This is a genomic window from [Actinomadura] parvosata subsp. kistnae, from assembly GCF_900323885.1.
Classification (GTDB): Bacteria; Actinomycetota; Actinomycetes; order Streptosporangiales; family Streptosporangiaceae; genus Nonomuraea; species Nonomuraea composti.
The window spans coordinates 1,165,001-1,182,521 of sequence record NZ_OOHJ01000018.1 but is presented as its reverse complement, the minus strand read 5'-3'; the positions used below and the strand labels follow the sequence as shown (position 1 = coordinate 1,182,521).

Annotated in this window: 15 protein-coding genes, 2 tRNA genes and 1 pseudogene; 12 read left to right on the top strand and 6 right to left on the bottom strand. The window is 70.3% G+C overall.

Going from position 1 to position 17,521, the window contains the following annotated elements; translation table 11 throughout:
- Positions 1-836: 836 nt before the first annotated feature.
- Positions 837-1,052: pseudogene (locus KIS93_RS65635) on the bottom strand (ThiF family adenylyltransferase); the annotation flags it as partial.
- Between the two features lie 764 nt (positions 1,053-1,816).
- Between KIS93_RS65635 and KIS93_RS25470 the strand changes: the two are divergent.
- The 3 genes from KIS93_RS25470 to KIS93_RS25460 all read left to right on the top strand — a co-directional run bounded on the left by KIS93_RS25470 (position 1,817) and on the right by KIS93_RS25460 (position 3,760).
- The gene (locus tag KIS93_RS25470; RefSeq protein ID WP_080047511.1) at positions 1,817-2,596 is read left to right on the top strand and encodes an enoyl-CoA hydratase/isomerase family protein; all 780 of its coding nucleotides are present in this window, start codon (positions 1,817-1,819) and stop codon (positions 2,594-2,596) included.
- A 67-nt stretch (positions 2,597-2,663) separates the two neighbouring features.
- On the top strand, positions 2,664-3,179 hold the full coding sequence (locus KIS93_RS25465; protein WP_222107624.1) for a M48 metallopeptidase family protein: 516 nt from the start codon (positions 2,664-2,666) through the stop codon (positions 3,177-3,179).
- The gene (locus KIS93_RS25460) at positions 3,176-3,760 is read left to right on the top strand and encodes a glycosyltransferase family protein (protein WP_080045305.1); all 585 of its coding nucleotides are present in this window, start codon (positions 3,176-3,178) and stop codon (positions 3,758-3,760) included. Before KIS93_RS25465 ends, KIS93_RS25460 begins: the two co-directional genes overlap by 4 nt.
- A gap of 147 nt (positions 3,761-3,907) precedes the next feature.
- Here KIS93_RS25460 and KIS93_RS25455 read toward each other — a convergent pair whose 3' ends face one another.
- Genes KIS93_RS25455 through KIS93_RS25445 form a run of 3 tightly spaced genes read right to left on the bottom strand, consistent with a single transcriptional unit; the run spans position 3,908 to position 6,691 of the window.
- On the bottom strand, positions 3,908-4,894 hold the full coding sequence (locus KIS93_RS25455; RefSeq protein WP_080045306.1) for an endonuclease/exonuclease/phosphatase family protein: 987 nt from the start codon (positions 4,892-4,894) through the stop codon (positions 3,908-3,910).
- 31 nt (positions 4,895-4,925) lie between these two features.
- Complete coding sequence (locus KIS93_RS25450) at positions 4,926-5,489, bottom strand: NUDIX hydrolase (RefSeq protein WP_418113635.1); 564 nt, start codon at positions 5,487-5,489, stop codon at positions 4,926-4,928.
- A complete protein-coding gene (locus KIS93_RS25445; RefSeq protein ID WP_080045307.1) occupies positions 5,486-6,691 on the bottom strand; it encodes a zinc-dependent metalloprotease in 1,206 nt (401 codons plus the stop codon). Before KIS93_RS25445 ends, KIS93_RS25450 begins: the two co-directional genes overlap by 4 nt.
- A gap of 133 nt (positions 6,692-6,824) precedes the next feature.
- Between KIS93_RS25445 and KIS93_RS25440 the strand changes: the two genes are divergently transcribed.
- The 9 genes from KIS93_RS25440 (at position 6,825) to KIS93_RS25400 (ending at position 16,599) form a co-directional block, all read left to right on the top strand.
- The gene (locus KIS93_RS25440) at positions 6,825-7,898 is read left to right on the top strand and encodes an NAD-dependent epimerase/dehydratase family protein (RefSeq protein WP_080047514.1); all 1,074 of its coding nucleotides are present in this window, start codon (positions 6,825-6,827) and stop codon (positions 7,896-7,898) included.
- A gap of 18 nt (positions 7,899-7,916) precedes the next feature.
- Entirely contained in the window at positions 7,917-8,342 is a 426-nt protein-coding gene (locus KIS93_RS25435) for a molybdenum cofactor biosynthesis protein MoaE (protein ID WP_080045308.1), read from the top strand.
- 10 nt (positions 8,343-8,352) lie between these two features.
- Positions 8,353-9,399 (top strand): YlbL family protein, encoded by a 1,047-nt coding sequence (locus KIS93_RS25430; RefSeq protein ID WP_080045309.1) that lies wholly within the window; start codon positions 8,353-8,355, stop codon positions 9,397-9,399.
- Between the two features lie 128 nt (positions 9,400-9,527).
- Entirely contained in the window at positions 9,528-12,491 is a 2,964-nt protein-coding gene (locus KIS93_RS25425; RefSeq protein WP_080045310.1) for a UPF0182 family membrane protein, read from the top strand.
- 56 nt (positions 12,492-12,547) lie between these two features.
- Positions 12,548-12,624, top strand: a tRNA-Met gene (locus KIS93_RS25420).
- A 110-nt stretch (positions 12,625-12,734) separates the two neighbouring features.
- A tRNA-Met gene (locus KIS93_RS25415) sits at positions 12,735-12,811 on the top strand.
- Positions 12,812-12,907: 96 nt separating this feature from the next.
- On the top strand, positions 12,908-13,375 hold the full coding sequence (locus KIS93_RS25410) for a group II truncated hemoglobin (protein WP_186404429.1): 468 nt from the start codon (positions 12,908-12,910) through the stop codon (positions 13,373-13,375).
- Between the two features lie 9 nt (positions 13,376-13,384).
- A complete protein-coding gene (locus tag KIS93_RS25405) occupies positions 13,385-15,934 on the top strand; it encodes a DUF4118 domain-containing protein (RefSeq protein WP_186404428.1) in 2,550 nt (849 codons plus the stop codon).
- On the top strand, positions 15,931-16,599 hold the full coding sequence (locus KIS93_RS25400) for a response regulator (RefSeq protein WP_080045311.1): 669 nt from the start codon (positions 15,931-15,933) through the stop codon (positions 16,597-16,599). Before KIS93_RS25405 ends, KIS93_RS25400 begins: the two co-directional genes overlap by 4 nt.
- A 10-nt stretch (positions 16,600-16,609) precedes the next feature.
- On the opposite strand, the gene KIS93_RS25395 is transcribed toward KIS93_RS25400, so the two are convergent.
- Both KIS93_RS25395 and KIS93_RS25390 read right to left on the bottom strand, forming a co-directional pair.
- Positions 16,610-16,783, bottom strand: a complete 174-nt coding sequence (locus KIS93_RS25395) for a hypothetical protein (protein ID WP_230465807.1) — start codon at positions 16,781-16,783, stop codon at positions 16,610-16,612.
- A gap of 169 nt (positions 16,784-16,952) precedes the next feature.
- Positions 16,953-17,351, bottom strand: a complete 399-nt coding sequence (locus KIS93_RS25390) for a hypothetical protein (protein ID WP_080047515.1) — start codon at positions 17,349-17,351, stop codon at positions 16,953-16,955.
- Between the last annotated feature and the right edge of the window lie 170 nt (positions 17,352-17,521).

Here is a 17,521-nt window from a genome sequence, read left to right as displayed (position 1 = left end):
TGACTCCTCTGCGCGGATGGCTCGACAGCATGGCTCCTCTGCGCGGATGGCTCGACAGCGTGGTTTCTCTGCCGGGATGGGTCGGCAGCGCGCGGGGTGGAGAGGGGGACGGCCTCCCGCGACGGGGTCCGCGAGAAGGCACCGCTGCCGCTGGTGTCACGGGAAGGAGTCGCGCCAGGGCCTGGCCTGGAGGAGGGGGGAGAGGCCGGCAGAGCCTTTGCGCGCGCATTTGGCATGGCGCCTGCACGGGCGTCCGGCGATGCGCCTGCGTGCGCGTTCGAGGGGGTGCCTGCGTGCGCGTTCGGCGGAGTGCCCGCGGGCGTGCTCGATGGAGGACCGGCGTGCGGGCCCTCCGACGGGGGACCGGTGCGCGTGCTTGGCGCGGGATTGGTGCGGGAGTTCGGCGGTGCCGGCGACGAGATGGCGGGCCGGGCGCGGGAAGAGGGGTCGCCGCCGTTGCCGCGCGCAGGCGTGGGAAGGCGAGCCCCGGTGTTCCTGGTCGCTCCTGTGCCAATGCCTCCGGTCGCTCCTGTGCCGGCGCTCCTGGTTACGCCTGCGCCAGTGCCCCCGGTCGCTCCCGTGCCGGTGCTTCTGGGCGCACCTGCGCTGGTGCCCCTGGTCGCCCCGGTGCCAGTGCCCCTGGCTGCTGATGTGCCGGTGGCTCGCGTGGGGGGTGGTCCGCCCATGCGGTATCTGGAGGATCTGGGGGCTCCTGGGGCGTCGCGGGGGTCGATGGGGTCGGGGGGTAGGCCGGCGGCGTCGAAGGCCGCCTTGATCTCGGCGGCCGTGGGCTCGTCGGGCTCCACGGGGGTGCGGCCGGCTGAGGTGAGTCTCCTGGCCACGGCCACGGCGCCGACCTCGCGTGGCATGCCTACCTCTGCCCACGTGAGACCTCCGGGTGTGAGGTCCTGCGGGCGGGTTTCCTCTGGGTCGAGGACGCGGATGTGGCCCACGCCGGCGGCGGCCAGCAGGGCGACGACCTGGGCTCCGACGCGGCCGGCGCCGTAGACGCGCACGCGTGAACCGCGGCGGCGCTCGAAGAGGGCGATCATGCCGTCGGGAGCGGTGGAGCCGAGGTCGAGGGCGTTGAGGTCGGGTTTGAGGCGGTCTCTTTCCGCCAGCGGCAGCTCGCGCAGGGAACCGGGGCCGGTGGAGGCGTCGTGCAGGGCGCCCTGGGCGGCGAGCTGTTCGAGCAGGGAACGGGCGCGGAGTTCGTCGAGGCCCGCCAAGGCCGCCTCGCGCAGGACCGTCTCCAGATCGCGAGTGCCGTCGAGGCCCTCGACCCACTCGCGGACGGGTGGGGTCAGGCCGCTCAGCGTGACCGCACGAAGGGGGTGTGCGCCGAGCTGCAGGGTGCGCTCATCGCGGAGGATGCGTCGCAGGGTGGGCTTCACACGTGGCCTCATGGCGGGAAGGTTTCCATGCCGGAGCAAGATCCCGAGAGGGTTCGGTGTCGGCTGTGGATAACTTCCGCCAACGTCTCTCCGCCTTGTGGAAACTCCCGCCCGGTGGTTATGACCCTCGCCACGCAAGCCGGCGTGCAGCCCGGCGACGCAACCGGGCGACGCAACTAGGCCAGGTAACTGGCTGGGCGCCTGGATGGCGACCTGGGTGACGCGGCTGGGCATGCTGACTGCACGATGCGGCTGGGCGATCCCGCTGGGCGATGCGACGGGTGATCCGGCCGCGCACTCCGCGCGGGTGCACTCAGCTGAGCATTCCGGTTTGGCGGACCGGCTGGATGTCGCAGCTGGGAGCGCGGCCGGGCGCCCCGGCTAAGCGGTCCAGCCAGACAGCCCGCTATACGCTTCCCCGCATGAACGAGCTCTCAGTTGATCGCAAAGACGACGGAGTAGTACTCATCACCCTCAACCGCCCCGACCTCCGCAACGCCATGACCGACACCATGACGGCCGAATGGCGGGCGACCATGACGGACCTGGCCTCGGACCGCGACGCCCGATGCCTGGTGGTGACGGGTGCGGGGACGGCCTTCTCCTCCGGAGGCGATCTGTCGTGGATCGGGGAACGCGGCGCGGAGCCCGTGCCGCGGCTGCGGGAGCGGATGCTGGCCTTCTACCGGACCTGGCTGATGATCACGGAGCTCGAGATCCCGACGGTCGCCGCCGTCAACGGGCCGGCGGTGGGTGCGGGGCTGTGTGTGGCGCTGGCCTGCGACCTCGTGTACGCCGCCGACGACGCCAAGCTGCTGGCCCCGTTCACCTCCCTGGGGCTGCATCCGGGGATGGCGGCCACGTACCTCCTGCCGAGGAGGGCGCCCGCGCTGGCGCGGGAGATGCTGCTGACGGGCCGCACGGTGTCGGGGGCGGAAGCGGCGGATAAAGGGCTGGTAAATCAGAGTTTCCCGAAAAATGACCTAATGTCGGAAGTAGCCGGCATCGCGGCGAAGATCGCTCAGAACGCTCCCATTGCCACAAGACTCACCAAAGTCGCCCTCAACCAAGACCATCAAGACCTGGAAGCCGCTCTGAGGTGGGAATCCTTGGCCCAGCCCGTGACCATGGCCTCCGCCGACATGATGGAGGGCCTGGCCGCACATCGGGAAAGGCGCATGCCCAAATTCACCGGCTCTTAATCATCTGACCAGCAGAAACAACGTCCACCCTCTGTGGAATTTCGTCAGTCTCGGCTACCGTGCATATGTGCCCCCCGAGACAGTCGAGGTTCGTCGCAGTTCTCGTCGCCGGCGTACGGTGTCCGCATACCGCGACGGCGACAAGACCATCGTGCTCCTGCCCGCCTGGCTGAGCGGCGAAGACGCGGATGAATGGGTGAGCCGGATGCTGGATCGGCTGGCCGCCAAGGAGCGTCGGCGAAGGCCGACCGACGAGGCGCTGCTCGAACGGGCCAAAGAGCTGTCGGCGAAGTATCTGGACGGCGAGCCGCAGCCCGTGAGCGTGCGCTGGGTCGACAACCAGCAGCACCGCTGGGGTTCGTGCACGCCGGAGACCGGTACCATCCGCATCTCCACCAGGCTCAAGGGCCTGCCCGAGTGGGTCATCAACTATGTGATCATCCATGAGCTGGTGCACCTGCTGGTGCCCAGCCACGGGGCCAAGTTCTGGGCGCTGGTAGAACAGTATCCGAAGGCGGAGCGGGCCCGCGGGTTCCTGGAGGGGTTCTCCGCCGCGGCCCACACGGCACCGGAGGAGTGTTGACGCGCATCGCCGCCGTCCTGGTACGACAGCACATGGCGCAGGCCGCGCCCCCTGGCATCGACCCCGACGAGTTCCTGGAGGCGATGGCCGAAGACACGTACGAGATCGTCGCGGGCCTGGAGCTCGTCACCCCCGTGCTGGTCACCAGCGTCCCCGGCCTCGACGAGATCGTCTGGCCGGGCACCGAGGTGATCACGATCGGCGAGGACGAGCCGCTGAAGGACGTACTGGCACGTCTGGAGGGCGATCAGGTCGCGGTCGTCAGCGCCGACGCGCCCGATCTGCCGCCGCTGCTCATCGGCAAGCTGTTCAGGGAGCTGGGCCGGGCCGAGATCACGGTCTGCCCGGCGGAGGGCGGCGGCGCCGTGGCCATGGCCTGCGCCCTGCCCGCCCCGGCCTGGGCGGCCCCCGACCTCGACGCGTACGACGCCGTCAAAGACCTGCGCGCTCAGGCGCCCGGCCCCCGCCGGGTGGCCACCACCCCGGGCTGGCACCGCCTGCGCACGCCCCAGGACGTCGAGCGCCTCGACCCCGGCCTCGAAGGCTGGGACAACACAAGGGCCCTGGTCACCGCACGGTGAGCGAAGACGCGAGAGCCCTGGTCAATGAGCGAAGACACGAGGGCCCTGGTTGCCGCACGTTGAGCCAGGACGCGAGAGCCCTGGTCAATGAGCGAAGACACGAGGGCCCTGGTCGCCGCACGTTGAGCCAGGACACGAGAGCCCTGGTCACGGCACGGTGAGCTCGGCCAGCACGGCCCGATGGTCGGTGCCGGGCACGTCACGCACGCTGACCTCCCGCACCCCCACCCGCTGATCCACCAGCACGTGGTCGATGGTGATGAGCGGCGGCACCCGCTTGTTCGCCGGCCACGTGGGGATCAGCCCGGCCCCCACCTGGTCGGCCGCGTCCTTGTAGCCCCGCGACAGCAGCCCCCGCATGGCGGCGTGGTCGAGCGAGGCGTTGAAGTCGCCGGCGATGATCCTGATCCGGTCGGCCGAGGCGGAGGGGAAGGCCGCGAGTGCCGCGTTCCAGTCGCCGACCTGCGGCCCCAGCGGCGGGAACGGGTGCGCGTCGATGAACTCGATCGCCTTGCCGCCGGGCAGCGAGATCGTCGCCGCGGGCATCTGGTGCCCGACGGGCGGCATGACGTCCCAGAGCGCCTGCGCGGGATGCCTGGAGTAGAGCCCGCTGCCGCCGGCGCTCCATTCGTCCTGGAGCACCCGGTACGGCATGATCTCCTTGAGCCCGGCCGCGTCGAGGTCGGCGACCGCGCCCGGCGTCAGCTCCTGGGTGCTCAGCACGTCAGGCTGGAACTCCCGCACCAGCTTCATGATCGTCGCGATGTCGGCCCTGCCGAACAGCATGTTGATCGTCATGACCTTGAACGGCCGGCCCGCGGTGGCCTCGGCGGTGCCCAGCGCCCTGGGCAGCACGCTGAAGCCGAGCGCCGTGGCCGACAGCAGCGCGACGGCGGTCGCGGCCCGCCTGCGCCCGACCGCGGCGATCAGCAGGGGGATGAGCGAGCCCGCCGCCGCGTACGGGGTGGCCGTCATGAGCTGCGTGGGCAGCGACCCGCGCTCCAGCCCGGCGACCCTGACCACCGCCCAGGCGGCGAACGGGGTCACCGCGGCCCAGGTCAGCGCCGTTGCGGGGAACTTCCTGCGTTTGCGTACGGGTGTCACGATCGTGCCGCCGACGGCAGAAGTCTCCACGCAGCCCCCTTTTGGAACGACACAAAAGACTCTAGCCAAGCATGCGCGAGCCCGAGCCGAGCGCCGCTTGTCCGCGAGCGGCCAATCTCCGTGTCGCCTCGTCGGACAGCTCGGGGATCTCGTCGACGGGGAACCAGCGCAGGTCGAGCGACTCCTCGCTCATCACGGCCTCGGCCCCGGCCGGCGCCACGGCGGCGTACTCGACGTCGAGGTGCCAGCTGCGCGGCGGATGGCACCACACGGCGTGCTTGTCGACCGCGAGCGGCCCCGGCAGCAGCTCCAGGCCGGAGATCCCCGACTCCTCCCACGCCTCGCGCAGCGCGGCCGCCGCGAGTGACGTGTCGGAGATCTCGCAATGACCCCCCATCGGCAGCCACATCTTGGCCTTGGGGTGCAGCGTGAGCAGCACCTTGGAGCCGTCGTGCGAGAGCACCGCCGTGGTCGCCGTCAGATGCCCGGGCACGCATTCGCGCAGCATGGCGTCGTCGTGCGTGCGCAGGTGCTCCAGGAACTCGGCGCGCAGCGCCTCTTCCTCGGGAGTCGGCGCCGTCCAGGAGGACAGCACCTCCACCGCGTCGTCGTGCAGCAGGCTCAACCTTCGTCGCCCTTGTCGTCAGGGCCTTCGTCGAGCTGGGAGATGTCCCACGTGGCGTCGCCGCGGAGGAACGCGTCGGGGTCGTCGAGGTCGTCGGCCGTCGGCATCAGGTCGGGGTGGCCCCACAGCGCGTCGCGCCCGTCGAGCCCGCGCTCGTTCTGCAGCGCCTGCCATAGTGCGGCGGCCTCGCGCAGCCGCCTGGGCCGCAGCTCCAGCCCGACCAGGGTGCCGAACGTGAGCTCGGCCGGCCCGCCGGTGGCCCGCCGCCGGCGTACGGTCTCGCCGAGCGCGACGGCGGAGGGCAGCTTGCCCTGCGCGGCCTGGTCGACCACGGTGGCGACCCACCCCTCGACCAGGGCGAGCATCGTCTCCAACCGCGCCAGCGCGGCCTTCTGACGCTCGGTCTCCTCGGGCTTGAGCAGGTTTCCCCCGCTCAGCGCCTCTTGGATGGCCTGGGGGTTGTTGATGTCGAGCCCGCGGATCTGCTCTTCGAGGGCGGACGTGTCGACCGTGATGCCCTTGGCGTACTCCTCGACGGCGCCCAGCAGGTGCGAGCGCAGCCACGGCACGTGCTGGAACAGCCGGTGGTGCGCGGCCTCGCGCAGCGCGAGATAGAGCCTGATCTCGTCGGCGGGGATCTCCAGGCCGTCGCTGAAGTGGGCGATGCCGCCGGGCAGCAGCGCGGCCGTGTCGGACAGGGGCAGCCCGATGTCGGTCGTGCCGATGACCTCGCGGGCCAGCGAGCCGAGCGCCTGCCCGATCTGCTGGCCGACCATCATGCCGCCCATCTGCTTCAGCATGCCCATCAGCGGCCCGGCCATCTGCTGGGCCTCGGGGGGCAGCCCCGAGCCGCCGAGCGCGCCGCCCATGGTGTCGACCATGCGCTCCGCGATCGGCTCGCAAAGCTTTCGCCAAATCGGGATCGTGTTCTCGATCCACTCCGAGCGGCTCCAGGCCTGCGGGGCCGACACGCCGCTGGGCAGCGTCGTCGCCTCGTTGAGCCAAAGGTCGGCCAGGCTGAGCGCGTCGACGATCTGGCGGCGCTCGCCTTCCATGACACTGGGGTCGCCCTCGGCGACCACGGCGTGCCTGGCGATGTTCTTCGCCATGTCCCAGTTGACGGGGCCGGAGCCCTGCGGCGCCGACAACATGTCGGCGAACTGGCGCATGGCCTGGGCCATCTGCTCGGGGTTGCCGAACATGGCGAACGGGTTCTCGTTAGGGTCGTTTTCGCGACCTGGCAGGTCAGTCACCGGTCTACCTCATGCAGGATGGAGGAGGAATCCACATCCGCCACGTTAGTCGTCCGACGGCGGATCAGTGCAAAGTGAGGACCTGGTGCCTACCTCGAAACGCCCGCGTCAACCCGTCGTCGCCGTCACGGGTGCGGCCTCCGGCCTGGGCCGGGAAGTGCTCGCGAAACTCGTGACCTCCGCGGATTTCCGCAGAGTGGTGGCCATCGACGAAGAACGCGGCGACGTCCAGGAAGCCACGTGGAGAGTGATCGACGTACGAGATCCGCTCTTGGCGAACCGGATCTCCGACATCGACGTCCTGGTCCATCTGGCCGGTGACTACGCCGTCGACTCCGACCCGGCCGAGCGGCGGGCGTACAACCTGCGCGCCGCCCAGACGGTGCTGACGGCCTGCGCCGCCGCGCGCGTGCGGCGGGTGGTGCTGGTCACGAGCGCGATGGTGTACGGGGCCGCGCCCGACAACGAGGTGCCGCTGCCGGAGGACGCCCCCGTGGCGGCCGAGCCGGACACGGGCGTCGTGGGCGACTTCCTGGAGATCGAGTCCCTGGTACGCCGCTCGCTGCGCAGCCACCCCGGCCTGGAGGTGACCGTGCTGCGTCCGGCGGCCGTCGTCGGCCCCGGCGTCGACACGGTGATCACCCGCCACTTCGAGTCGCCGAGGCTGCTCACCGTCAAGGGCTGCAGCCCGCACTGGCAGTTCTGCCACATCGACGACCTGGTCTCAGCGCTGGAGCTGGCGGCGCGCGGCCTGGTCAGCGGCGTGGTGGCGGTCGGCTGCGACGGCTGGCTGGAGCAGGAGCAGGTCGAGGAGCTGTCCGGCATCAGGAGCCTGGAGCTCCCGGCGGGCCTGACGTTCGGCACGGCGCAGCGCCTGCACCGCCTCGGCATCACCCCGGCCCCCGCGACCGATCTGCACTATGTCGTCTACCCGTGGGTGGTCGACTGCGCGGCGCTGCGCGAGGCCGGCTGGAAGCCGTCGTGGACGAACGAGGCCGCCTTCGAGCAGCTCCTGGAGCTGCGGGAGAACCGTACGACGGTGGTCGGCAGGCGCCTGCCCGTCAAGGAGGCCACGCTCACCGCCGCCGGCGCCACGGTGGCCGTGATCGGCACCGCCGCGATCGTCCGTCAGGTACGTAAGAAGCGGCGCGGATGAACGGTTAGAGTCTTTCCCGTGGACGTCATCCGCTTGCTCGGCATTCGCGACACCTCGCTCTCGGTCGACGAGGTGCTGGCAGCCGTGGCCGATCACGCCGCGGGCGGCACCGCGTTCTTCGTGGGCACCGTCCGTGAGCAAGACCATGGGAAGCCGGTGACCAGGCTCTCCTACTCGGCCCACCCCTCGGCGGAGGCCGAGCTGCGGCGGGTCGCCGAAAAGGTGGCGGCCGACTTCCCCGTCACGGCGGTCGCCGCCGTGCACCGGGTGGGCGAGCTGGAGCTGGGCGACATCGCCGTGGTCGTCGCCGTGGCCGCGCCGCACAGGGGTGAGGCGTTCGAGGCGGCCCGCCGCCTGATCGACGATCTCAAGGCGCAGGTCCCCATCTGGAAGCACCAGGTGTTCGCCGACGGCGAGACCGAGTGGGTCGGCGCCGGCGAATAAGCTCATCGACATGTCACGACGCGCCCTGACCCTGCTGATCGCGGGTTTCCTCGTGCTCGCGCTCGGGGTGATCGGCGCGTTCCGCCCGGTCCCGTACGTCGTGCTGAGCCCGGGCCCCACGGAGAACACGATCGGCGAGGTCGACAAGAAGCCCGTGATCTCCATCAAGGGCAGGCAGACCTACCCGACCAGCGGCGCGCTGAACCTGGTGACGGTGGCCTACCAGGGCGGCCCGGCCGCCCAGATCGACCTGCTGACGGCGCTGCGCGGCTGGCTCGACCCGACGGTGGCGGTGGTGCCGCAGGAGGCGATCTTCGCTCCCGGCCGCGACGCGGAGGAGGTCGAGGAGGAGAACGTCGTCGAGATGTCGAACTCCCAAGACTCCGCGACCGCCGCCGCGCTGACCGAGCTGAAGATCCCCTACTCGGTGGGCGTGGGGGTGCTGTCCACGGAGAAGGGCAAGCCGGCCGACGGCAAGGTGCAGAAGGACGACGAGATCACCGCCGTCGACGGCAAGCCGACGAAGGATTCCGACGCCGTCCAGCAGGCGGTCAAGGCGCACAAGCCGGGCGAGAGCGTCGTGCTGGGCATCGTGCGCGGCGGCAAGAAGCTCGACGTCACCCTGCAGACCGTGGCCGGGCCCAAGGGGCAGACGATCGTCGGCCTGACCATGGGCCCCAAGTTCAAGTTCCCGTTCGACGTCGACATCAACGTCGGCGACGTCGGCGGGCCCAGCGCGGGGCTGATGTTCTCCCTCGGCATACTCGACAAGCTGACGCCGGGCGAGCTGACCGGCGGCAAGAAGATCGCCGGCACCGGCACCATCCAGCCGACGGGCGAGGTGGGCGCGATCGGCGGCATCGCGCAGAAGATGATCGGTGCCAAAGACTCCGGCGCCACCGTCTTCCTGACCCCGCCGGGCAACTGCGCGGAGGCGCTCAACGCCGTCCCCGACGGCCTGCGGCTGGTCAGGGCCGACACGCTGCACCAGGCGGTGCTCGCGCTCGACGCGCTGCGCACGGGCAAGGGCGAAGTGCCCTCGTGCGAGGCCGGATGAAACTTCTGGCGATCGTCGTGCGTTAGCCGTACGGCTGGCACAGCGGTGTAGGTTGCCAGACACGGACCGTTTTTCATTACGACGAGGGGTTGGCCTTGAGCTTCCGGACCCCAGGAGCCGGTAGGGCGATGCGCTTGCCCCGCCGACCGCGACTGCTTCTGCCTGTGGCGATCGCTCTCGTGGCGATCGTGGCGCTGTTCTTCCTATTTTCCGGCATTTATACCGATTATCTGTGGTACGACTCGACCGGCTTCACCGCGGTCTTCAGCGGCATGGTGCTGACCCAGATCGTGCTGTTCGTGGTCGGAGCGCTGCTGATGGTCGGCATCGCCGGCGGCAACATGTTGCTGGCGTTCAAGACGCGGCCCATGTTCGGGCCGGCGATCTTCGGTGGTGGCAGCGGAGCCGACCGCTATCGCATGGCGCTCGACCCCCACCGAAAGCTGATCTTCATTGTCGGCATGGGGCTGCTCGCCATCTTCTCCGGCTCCTCCTTCGCGGGCCAGTGGAAGACGTGGCTCGAGTTCAGCAACGGCGCCTCGTTCGGCAAGACGGACAAGTTGTTCGGGATGGACATCTCGTTCTTCATGTTCGACTATCCGTTCATCCGGATGGTGCTGAACTTCCTGTTCACCGCCGTGATCATCTCGATCGTCCTGGCGGCGATCACCCACTACCTGTACGGCGGCTTCCGGCTGCAGTCGCCCGGCGTGCACGCCTCCAAGGCGGCCCGCATCCACCTGTCGGTCCTGCTGGGCATCTTCGTGCTGCTCAAGGCCATCGCCTACTGGGTCGACCGGTTCGGCCTGGTCTTCTCCGACCGCGGCTACGTGCACGGCGCCTCCTACACCGACGTCAACGCCGTCCTGCCGGCCAAGACCATCCTCGCGATCATCGCGCTGATCTGCGCCGCGCTGTTCTTCGCCGGCGTGTTCCGGCCCGGCGGCATGCTGCCCGGCGTCTCCTTCGGCCTGCTCGTGCTCTCGGCCATCCTGATCGGCGGCGTCTACCCGGCGCTGGTCGAGCAGTTCCAGGTCAAGCCCAACCAGCAGGGCAAGGAGTCGGCCTACATCCAGCGCAACATCCAGGCCACGCGCGAGGCGTACAACATCGACAAGGTCGAGGTCGAGACCTACAACGCGCAGGCCGACCCGGCCAAGGTGCAGGCCAACGGCGACACCTCCGTCTCCGGCGTGCGCCTGCTCGACCCGGCGCTGCTCGGCTCCACCTACGAGCAGACGCAGCGCATCAGAGGCTTCTACAGCTTCGCCGACCCGCTCGACGTCGACCGCTACCCCGACAGCTCCGGCAAGCCCGTCGACCACATCGTCGGCGTGCGCGAGCTGACCGGGCCGCCCACCGAGCAGAACAACTGGATCAACCGCGTCCTGAAGTACACCCACGGCTACGGCTTCGTCGCCGCGCCGGGCAACCAGGTCGACTCCAGCGGTCTGCCCGCGTACGACGCCAAGGACATGCCGGTCACCGGCCCGCTGGTCGACAGCACCAAGCTCAAGGAATCGCGCATCTACTTCGGCGAGAACGAGTCGGCCTCCGAGTACGTGATCGCGGGCGGCGACCCCAATAACCCGCAGGAGCTCGACTACCCGGAGACCGGCGGCACGGGCCAGAAGAACACCACCTACACCGGCAAGGGCGGCGTGCCCGTCGGCTCGTTCTTCAACCGGCTCCTGTACGCGGCCAAGTACAGCGAGGCGAACATCGTCCTGTCGGGCGACATCAACGACGCCTCCAAGATCCTGTACGTGCGCAACCCGCGTGACCGGGTCGAGAAGGTCGCGCCGTTCCTCACGCTCGACGGCAACCCCTACCCGGCGATCGTCGACGGCCGGATCCAGTGGATCGTCGACGGGTACACGACGTCGAACGACTACCCGTACGCGCAGAGCCAGAGCCTCGGCGACATGACGCGCGACACCTCCACCGACCGCCGCGTCATCGCGCAGCAGCCGAGCGACAAGATCAACTACATCCGCAACAGCGTCAAGGCCACGGTCGACGCCTACGACGGCACGGTCAAGCTGTACGCGTGGGACGCCAACGACCCGCTGCTCAAGACCTGGAGCAGCGCCTTCCCCGGCGTCATCAGCCCGGCCTCCGAGATGAGCGCCGACCTGCGCCAGCACGTGCGCTACCCGGAAGACCTGTTCAAGGTGCAGCGCTTCACGCTGTCGCGCTACCACATCACCGACCCGGGCGCCTTCTACGGCGGCCAGGACGTCTGGAACGTCCCCGGCGACCCGACCCAGGGCGACAAGAACATCAAGCAGCCGCCCTACTACCTGACCACCACGATGCCGGGCACCAACACGCCGGCGTTCTCGCTGACCACGACGTTCGTGCCCCGGCAGGGCCCGAACCTGGCGGCGTTCATGGCGGTCAACTCGACGGCCGGGCCCGAGTACGGCCGGATGCGCATCCTGCGGATGCCGCCGTCCGCCACTCCCATCCCCGGCCCCGGTCAGGCCCAGAACGCGTTCCAGAGCCGCTTCGCCGGTGAGCTGAACCTGCTGGGCGTGGGCGCCTCGTCGGTCCGTTACGGAAACCTGCTCACGCTCCCGTACGCGGGCGGCCTGGTCTACATCGAGCCGGTGTACATCCAGGTGACCGCGGGCGGCGGGCAGGAGCCGTACCCGATCCTGCAGCGGGTCCTGGTGTCGTTCGGCAGCAAGATCGGTGTGGCCCGCACGCTGGAGGAGGCGCTCGCCGAGGTCTTCGGCGGCGAGCAACAGCAGCAACAACCGAGCGATCAGCAACAGGCCCAGCCCAACACGTCCAACTCGGCCCTCAACACGGCGATCTCCAACGCCAAGAAGGCCTACGCGGACGCGCAGAAGGCGCTGCAGGCCAGCCCGCCCGACTGGGACGCCTACGGCGACGCCCAGAAGCGGCTGGAGGAGGCGCTGCAGGCGCTGGAGGGGGCGAACGCGCAGCAGCCGGCTGCGACGCCGTCACCGTCCGCCTCGCCCAGCGCTTCGCCGTCGGCATCGCCCTCAGCGTCGGCGTCACCGTCGGCGTCACCGTCGGCGTCACAGTCGGCGTCGCCATCGCCTACGAGCACGACCTCTTGACGCTTTCGATTTGCGCTCGCCCCGCGCCGCCCGGTAGCCTACAAAGGCACAAGCGACGCGGGGTGGAGCAGTTCGGTAGCTCGCTGGGCTCATAACCCAGAGGTCGCAGGTTCAAATCCTGCCCCCGCTACCAGGTAGAGGCCCGGGAATCCGGAAACGGAGACCCGGGCTTTCGCTTGTGGTGGGCGGATGACTGGTTCGCGCACTGCTCGACAGCCTGTATAGTAAGTACTGACACACCGACGCGGGGTGGAGCAGTTCGGTAGCTCGCTGGGCTCATAACCCAGAGGTCGCAGGTTCAAATCCTGTCCCCGCTACCAAGGAAAGTCCCCGGTCGCCGGTTCATCCGGCGGCCGGGGACTTTTTCGTATGTCATCGGGCTTGTCGGCCGCAGCAGCGGCTGATTACATGATTACATGACGGATGAGGCAGTGCCGACGCTGTACGAGTGGGCGGGCGGCACCGAGGCTTTCCAGCGGCTGACCGAGGTGTTCTACCGCAGCGTCGTCAAGGACGACCTGATCGGGCCGCTGTTCGCGCACATGGACCCGGATCACCCGCGGCACGTCGCGATGTGGCTGAGCGAGGTCTTCGGCGGCCCCGACAGCTACACGACCGAACGCGGCGGCTACCCCAACATGCTCCGCCACCACCTCGGCAAGGCGATCACCGAGCCGCAGCGCCGCCGATGGGTGAGCCTGCTCATGGACGCCGCCGACGAGGCGGGGTTGCCCGACGATCCCGAGTTCCGGGCCGCGTTCGTCAGCTACATCGAATGGGGCACCAAGCTGGCCGTGCACAACTCGCAGCCAGGGGCGACGCCGCCGCAGGAGGCCCCGGTGCCGCGCTGGGGGTGGGGGGTCGCGCCGCCGTACCAGCCGTAACCTGGAGGAATGAGAGGGCGGCTGCGCGTCTACCTGGGTGCGGCGCCCGGGGTGGGCAAGACGTACGCCATGCTGAGCGAGGCGCGGCGCGCCCGCGAGCGGGGCAAGGACGTGGTCGTGGGCTTCGTCGAGACCCACGGCCGCGCCCGCACCGCCGCCCTCCTCGACGGGCTGGAGATCGTGCCGCGGCGCGGCATGACGTACCGCGGCACGACGTTCACCGAGCTCGACCCCGACGCCGTCATCGCGCGCGCACCCGCGCTCGCCCTCATCGACGAGCTCGCCCACACGAACGTCCCCGGCTCCCGCAACGCCAAGCGCTGGCAGGACGTCGAGGAGATCCTCGACGCCGGCATCGACGTCGTCTCCACCGTCAACATCCAGCACCTCGAATCGCTGAACGACGTCGTCGAGCGGATCACCGGGGTGCCGCAGCGCGAGACCGTGCCCGACGAGGTGGTGCGCGGGGCCGACCAGATCGAGCTGGTCGACATGGCGCCCGAGGCGCTGCGCCGCCGGCTGGCGCACGGCAACGTCTACCTGCCCGAACGCGTCGACGCCGCGCTCGCCAACTACTTCCGCGTCGGCAACCTGACCGCTCTGCGGGAGCTCGCCCTGCTCTGGGTGGCGGACAAGGTGGACGAACAGCTCGGCCGCTACCGCACCGACCACGCCATCGCCGGCACGTGGGAGGCGCGCGAGCGCGTGGTCGTCGCGCTGACGGGCGGTCCCGAGGGCGACACGCTCGTCCGGCGGGCCGCGCGCATCGCGGCCAGAGGCAAGGGCGCCGACCTGCTCGCCGTGCACATCACCAGCGCCGACGGCCTGACCACCAAGGCAGACCCGGCCCATCTGGTACGCCAGCGTGCCCTCGTCGAGGGCCTGGGCGGGACGTACCACCAGGTGGTCGGGCACGACGTGCCGCGGGCGCTGCTCGAGTTCGCCCGTGGCGCGAACGCCACCCAGCTCGTCCTCGGCGCCTCCCGCAGACGCCGGCCCCTCACACGAGGCGTGGGGGTGACGACGGCCGCACTCGCGGGCTCGATCGACGTGCACATCGTGCCGCACGAGGCGATCGCGAAGGGCCGCGACCGGGCGCGGTCCGGCGCCGCGCTGACGGGCCGGCGCCGGCTGTCCGGCTGGGCGCTGGCGCTGCTCGGGATGCCGCTGCTCACGGCCGCCGTCCGGCCGGCGGGCCTGACGCTGCCCAGCGAGATCCTGCTCTTCCTGCTGCTCGTCGTGGCGGTGGCGCTGACGGGCGGCATGTGGCCGGCGCTGACCGCGGCGGTGCTCGGGTTCGGGCTGCTCAACTGGTTCTTCACGCCGCCGCTGCACACCCTGACGATCGCCGAGCCGGAGAACGTGCTCGCGCTGGCCATCTTCGTGCTGGTGGCGGCCATGGTGAGCACGGTCGTCGACCTGGCGGCCCGGCGCAGCAGGGAGGCGGCGCGGTCGCGGGCCGACGCCGAGGTGCTGTCCACGCTGGCGGGCCACGTGCTGCGCGGCGAGTCGGCGCTGCCGTCGCTGCTGGCGCGCATGCGCGAGACGTTCGGGCTGTCCGCGGTGACCCTGCTGGAACGAGGCCCGGAACCCGAACGGGGCTCGGAGCTTGAACGGGACCCGGAGCCTCAGCGGGGCTTGGACGAAGCGGGATCGTCCGGCGACTGGCGGGTCGTGGCGACTTCGGGGGGAATGCCCGCCACGAGCCCCGGCACGGCCGACCACGACGTGGTGATCGACGACCGGCTGGTGCTGGCGGCGCGCGGGCGCCCGCTGGAGGTGAGCGACCGGCGGGTGCTGGAGGCGTTCGCGGCGGAGGCGGCGGTCGCGCTGCGGCAACAGCGGCTGCGGGAGGCCGCCGACCGCGCTGGGCCGCTGGCCGAGGCCGACCGCATGCGGACGGCGCTGCTCGCCGCCGTGGGCCACGACCTGCGCACTCCGCTCGCCTCCGCCCGAGCGGCGGTGGAGAGCCTGCGCAGCACCGACGTCACCTGGTCGGACGAGGACCGCGCCGAGCTGCTCGCCACCGCCGACGAATCGCTGATCAAGCTGAGCCGGCTGGTGTCGAACCTGCTCGACATGAGCCGCCTCCAGGCCGGCGTCCTCGGCGTCACCCTCGAACCCGTCGCCATCGAGGACGTCCTCCCGCACGCCGTGGACGACCTCGGCCCGCCGCCCGGCCGTGTCGTGACTGAGATCCCGCCCGGCACGCCCGAGGTCATGGCCGACCCCGCGCTCCTGGAGCGGGTGCTCGTCAACCTGGTCGCCAACGCCGTCCGCCACAGCCCGGCCGGCCGTCCCGTACGGGTCGGGGCGAGCTGGCACGGCGACCGCGTCGAGATCCGCGTCATCGACAGGGGCCCCGGCATACCGCCCGAGGCGCATGAAAGGGTGTTCCTGCCGTTCCAGCGGCTCGGGGATCGCGACAACCACACGGGAGTCGGGCTGGGCCTGGCGCTCTCGCGCGGCCTGACCGAGGCGATGGGCGGCACGCTCGTCCCTGAGGACACGCCCGGAGGAGGACTCACCATGACCGTCTCGCTGCGGCGGGCCACGTGACCCGCGTGCTCGTGGTGGACGACGAGCCCCAGATCCTGCGCGCCCTGCGGGTCAACCTCGCGGCGCGCCAGTACGAGGTCGCGGTCGCCCCCGACGGCGGCACGGCGCTGCGCCAGGCCGCCGACTGGCACCCCGACCTCGTCATCCTCGACTTGGGGCTGCCCGATCTCGACGGGGTGGAGGTCATCCAGGGGCTGCGCGGCTGGACCTCGATCCCGATCATCGTGCTGTCCGGCCGGGCCGACAGCACCGACAAGGTGGACGCGCTCGACGCCGGCGCCGACGACTACGTGACCAAGCCCTTCAGCATCGACGAGCTTCTCGCGCGCGTGCGCGCCGTGACCCGCCGCACGGGGCAACACGACGAGGAGAGCGCGACGGTGCAGGTGGGCGAGCACGTCGTCGACCTCCGCAGCAAGACGATCTCCGGCGGGGTACGCCTGACGCCCACCGAGTGGCACTTCCTGGAGATCCTGCTGCGCAACCCCGGCAAGCTGATCAGCCAGCGCCAGCTCCTGACCGAGGTCTGGGGGGACGCCTACCTGAAGGAGACGCACTACCTGCGCCAGTACATGGCCCAGCTACGGCGCAAGCTCGAACGGGACCCGGCGCACCCGGTGCATCTGCTGACCGAGCCGGGGATGGGGTACCGGTTCCAGCCCTAGGGGCGGCGGTTCATGCCTTGCTGAGCAGGGTGACCGCTTTGCGTACGGACCAGGCGAGCAGGAACAGGCCGAAGATGACCTGGACGATGCGCATCCAGAGCGGTGAGCCCTGGTCGGCATAAATCACTATGCCGACCCACATCACGCCGAATATCCCGACCACGACGATTGCCGTCCAGTTCATCCCCCGCTGCCACATATGCGGAGTCTTACAGGCGGCCCGCCAAGGGTGGGTATGCCCGAAGTTGTCGCGACGTCAGCGTGCGGAAACTTTGTCCCGCTTGTTCGCGCCGTCGGGCCGATCGCTAAGGCGGCGGGCCGGGCGGGCCGATCGATGAGGCGGCGGGTCCGGCTCAGCGGGGGAGCCGGCGGCCGGTGCCGACGCAGCGCCGCAGGCGCATCTCCCGGGGACGCGGCTTCGGCGTCGCCTCCAAGTAGGCCAGCAACGCGGCCGCCGTGCGCGCGTCGGACAGGATCTGCTGCACCGCCTCGCCGTCCTCAGGCAGCTGCCCCCGATCGGTCAGCTCCTGCCTGAGGAACGCCAGGGGGTCAGGCAGGTCCGCCATCTCGGCCGCGACCGTGGCCCGCGCCGCCGTCAGCAGGCGCAGGTAGTGGGTACGCAGGACGGCCTCACGCGTGCGAGCGTGTTCCAGGTCGTCGATCAGAGTCCTGGCGACTCGAAGCAGGTCTTCAGCGTGCGTCGCCTCGTCGGCGAGGAACGCGCGAATGTCGTCGAACTCCGACCGTGTCATGTCGGCCACCTCCGTGAGCGCAGACTGCTCGTACGTACTTCGTACCGAGGGACGATTGCGGATGACTTGCCGACGGCTTGCCTCTGGCTGTCGATCCGTGGAGGCGTTGGCGAGGTTTGAGGGTCAGGTGGGGAGGGAAGAACCTCCTGATTACCTGAGTGGGCCTGAGT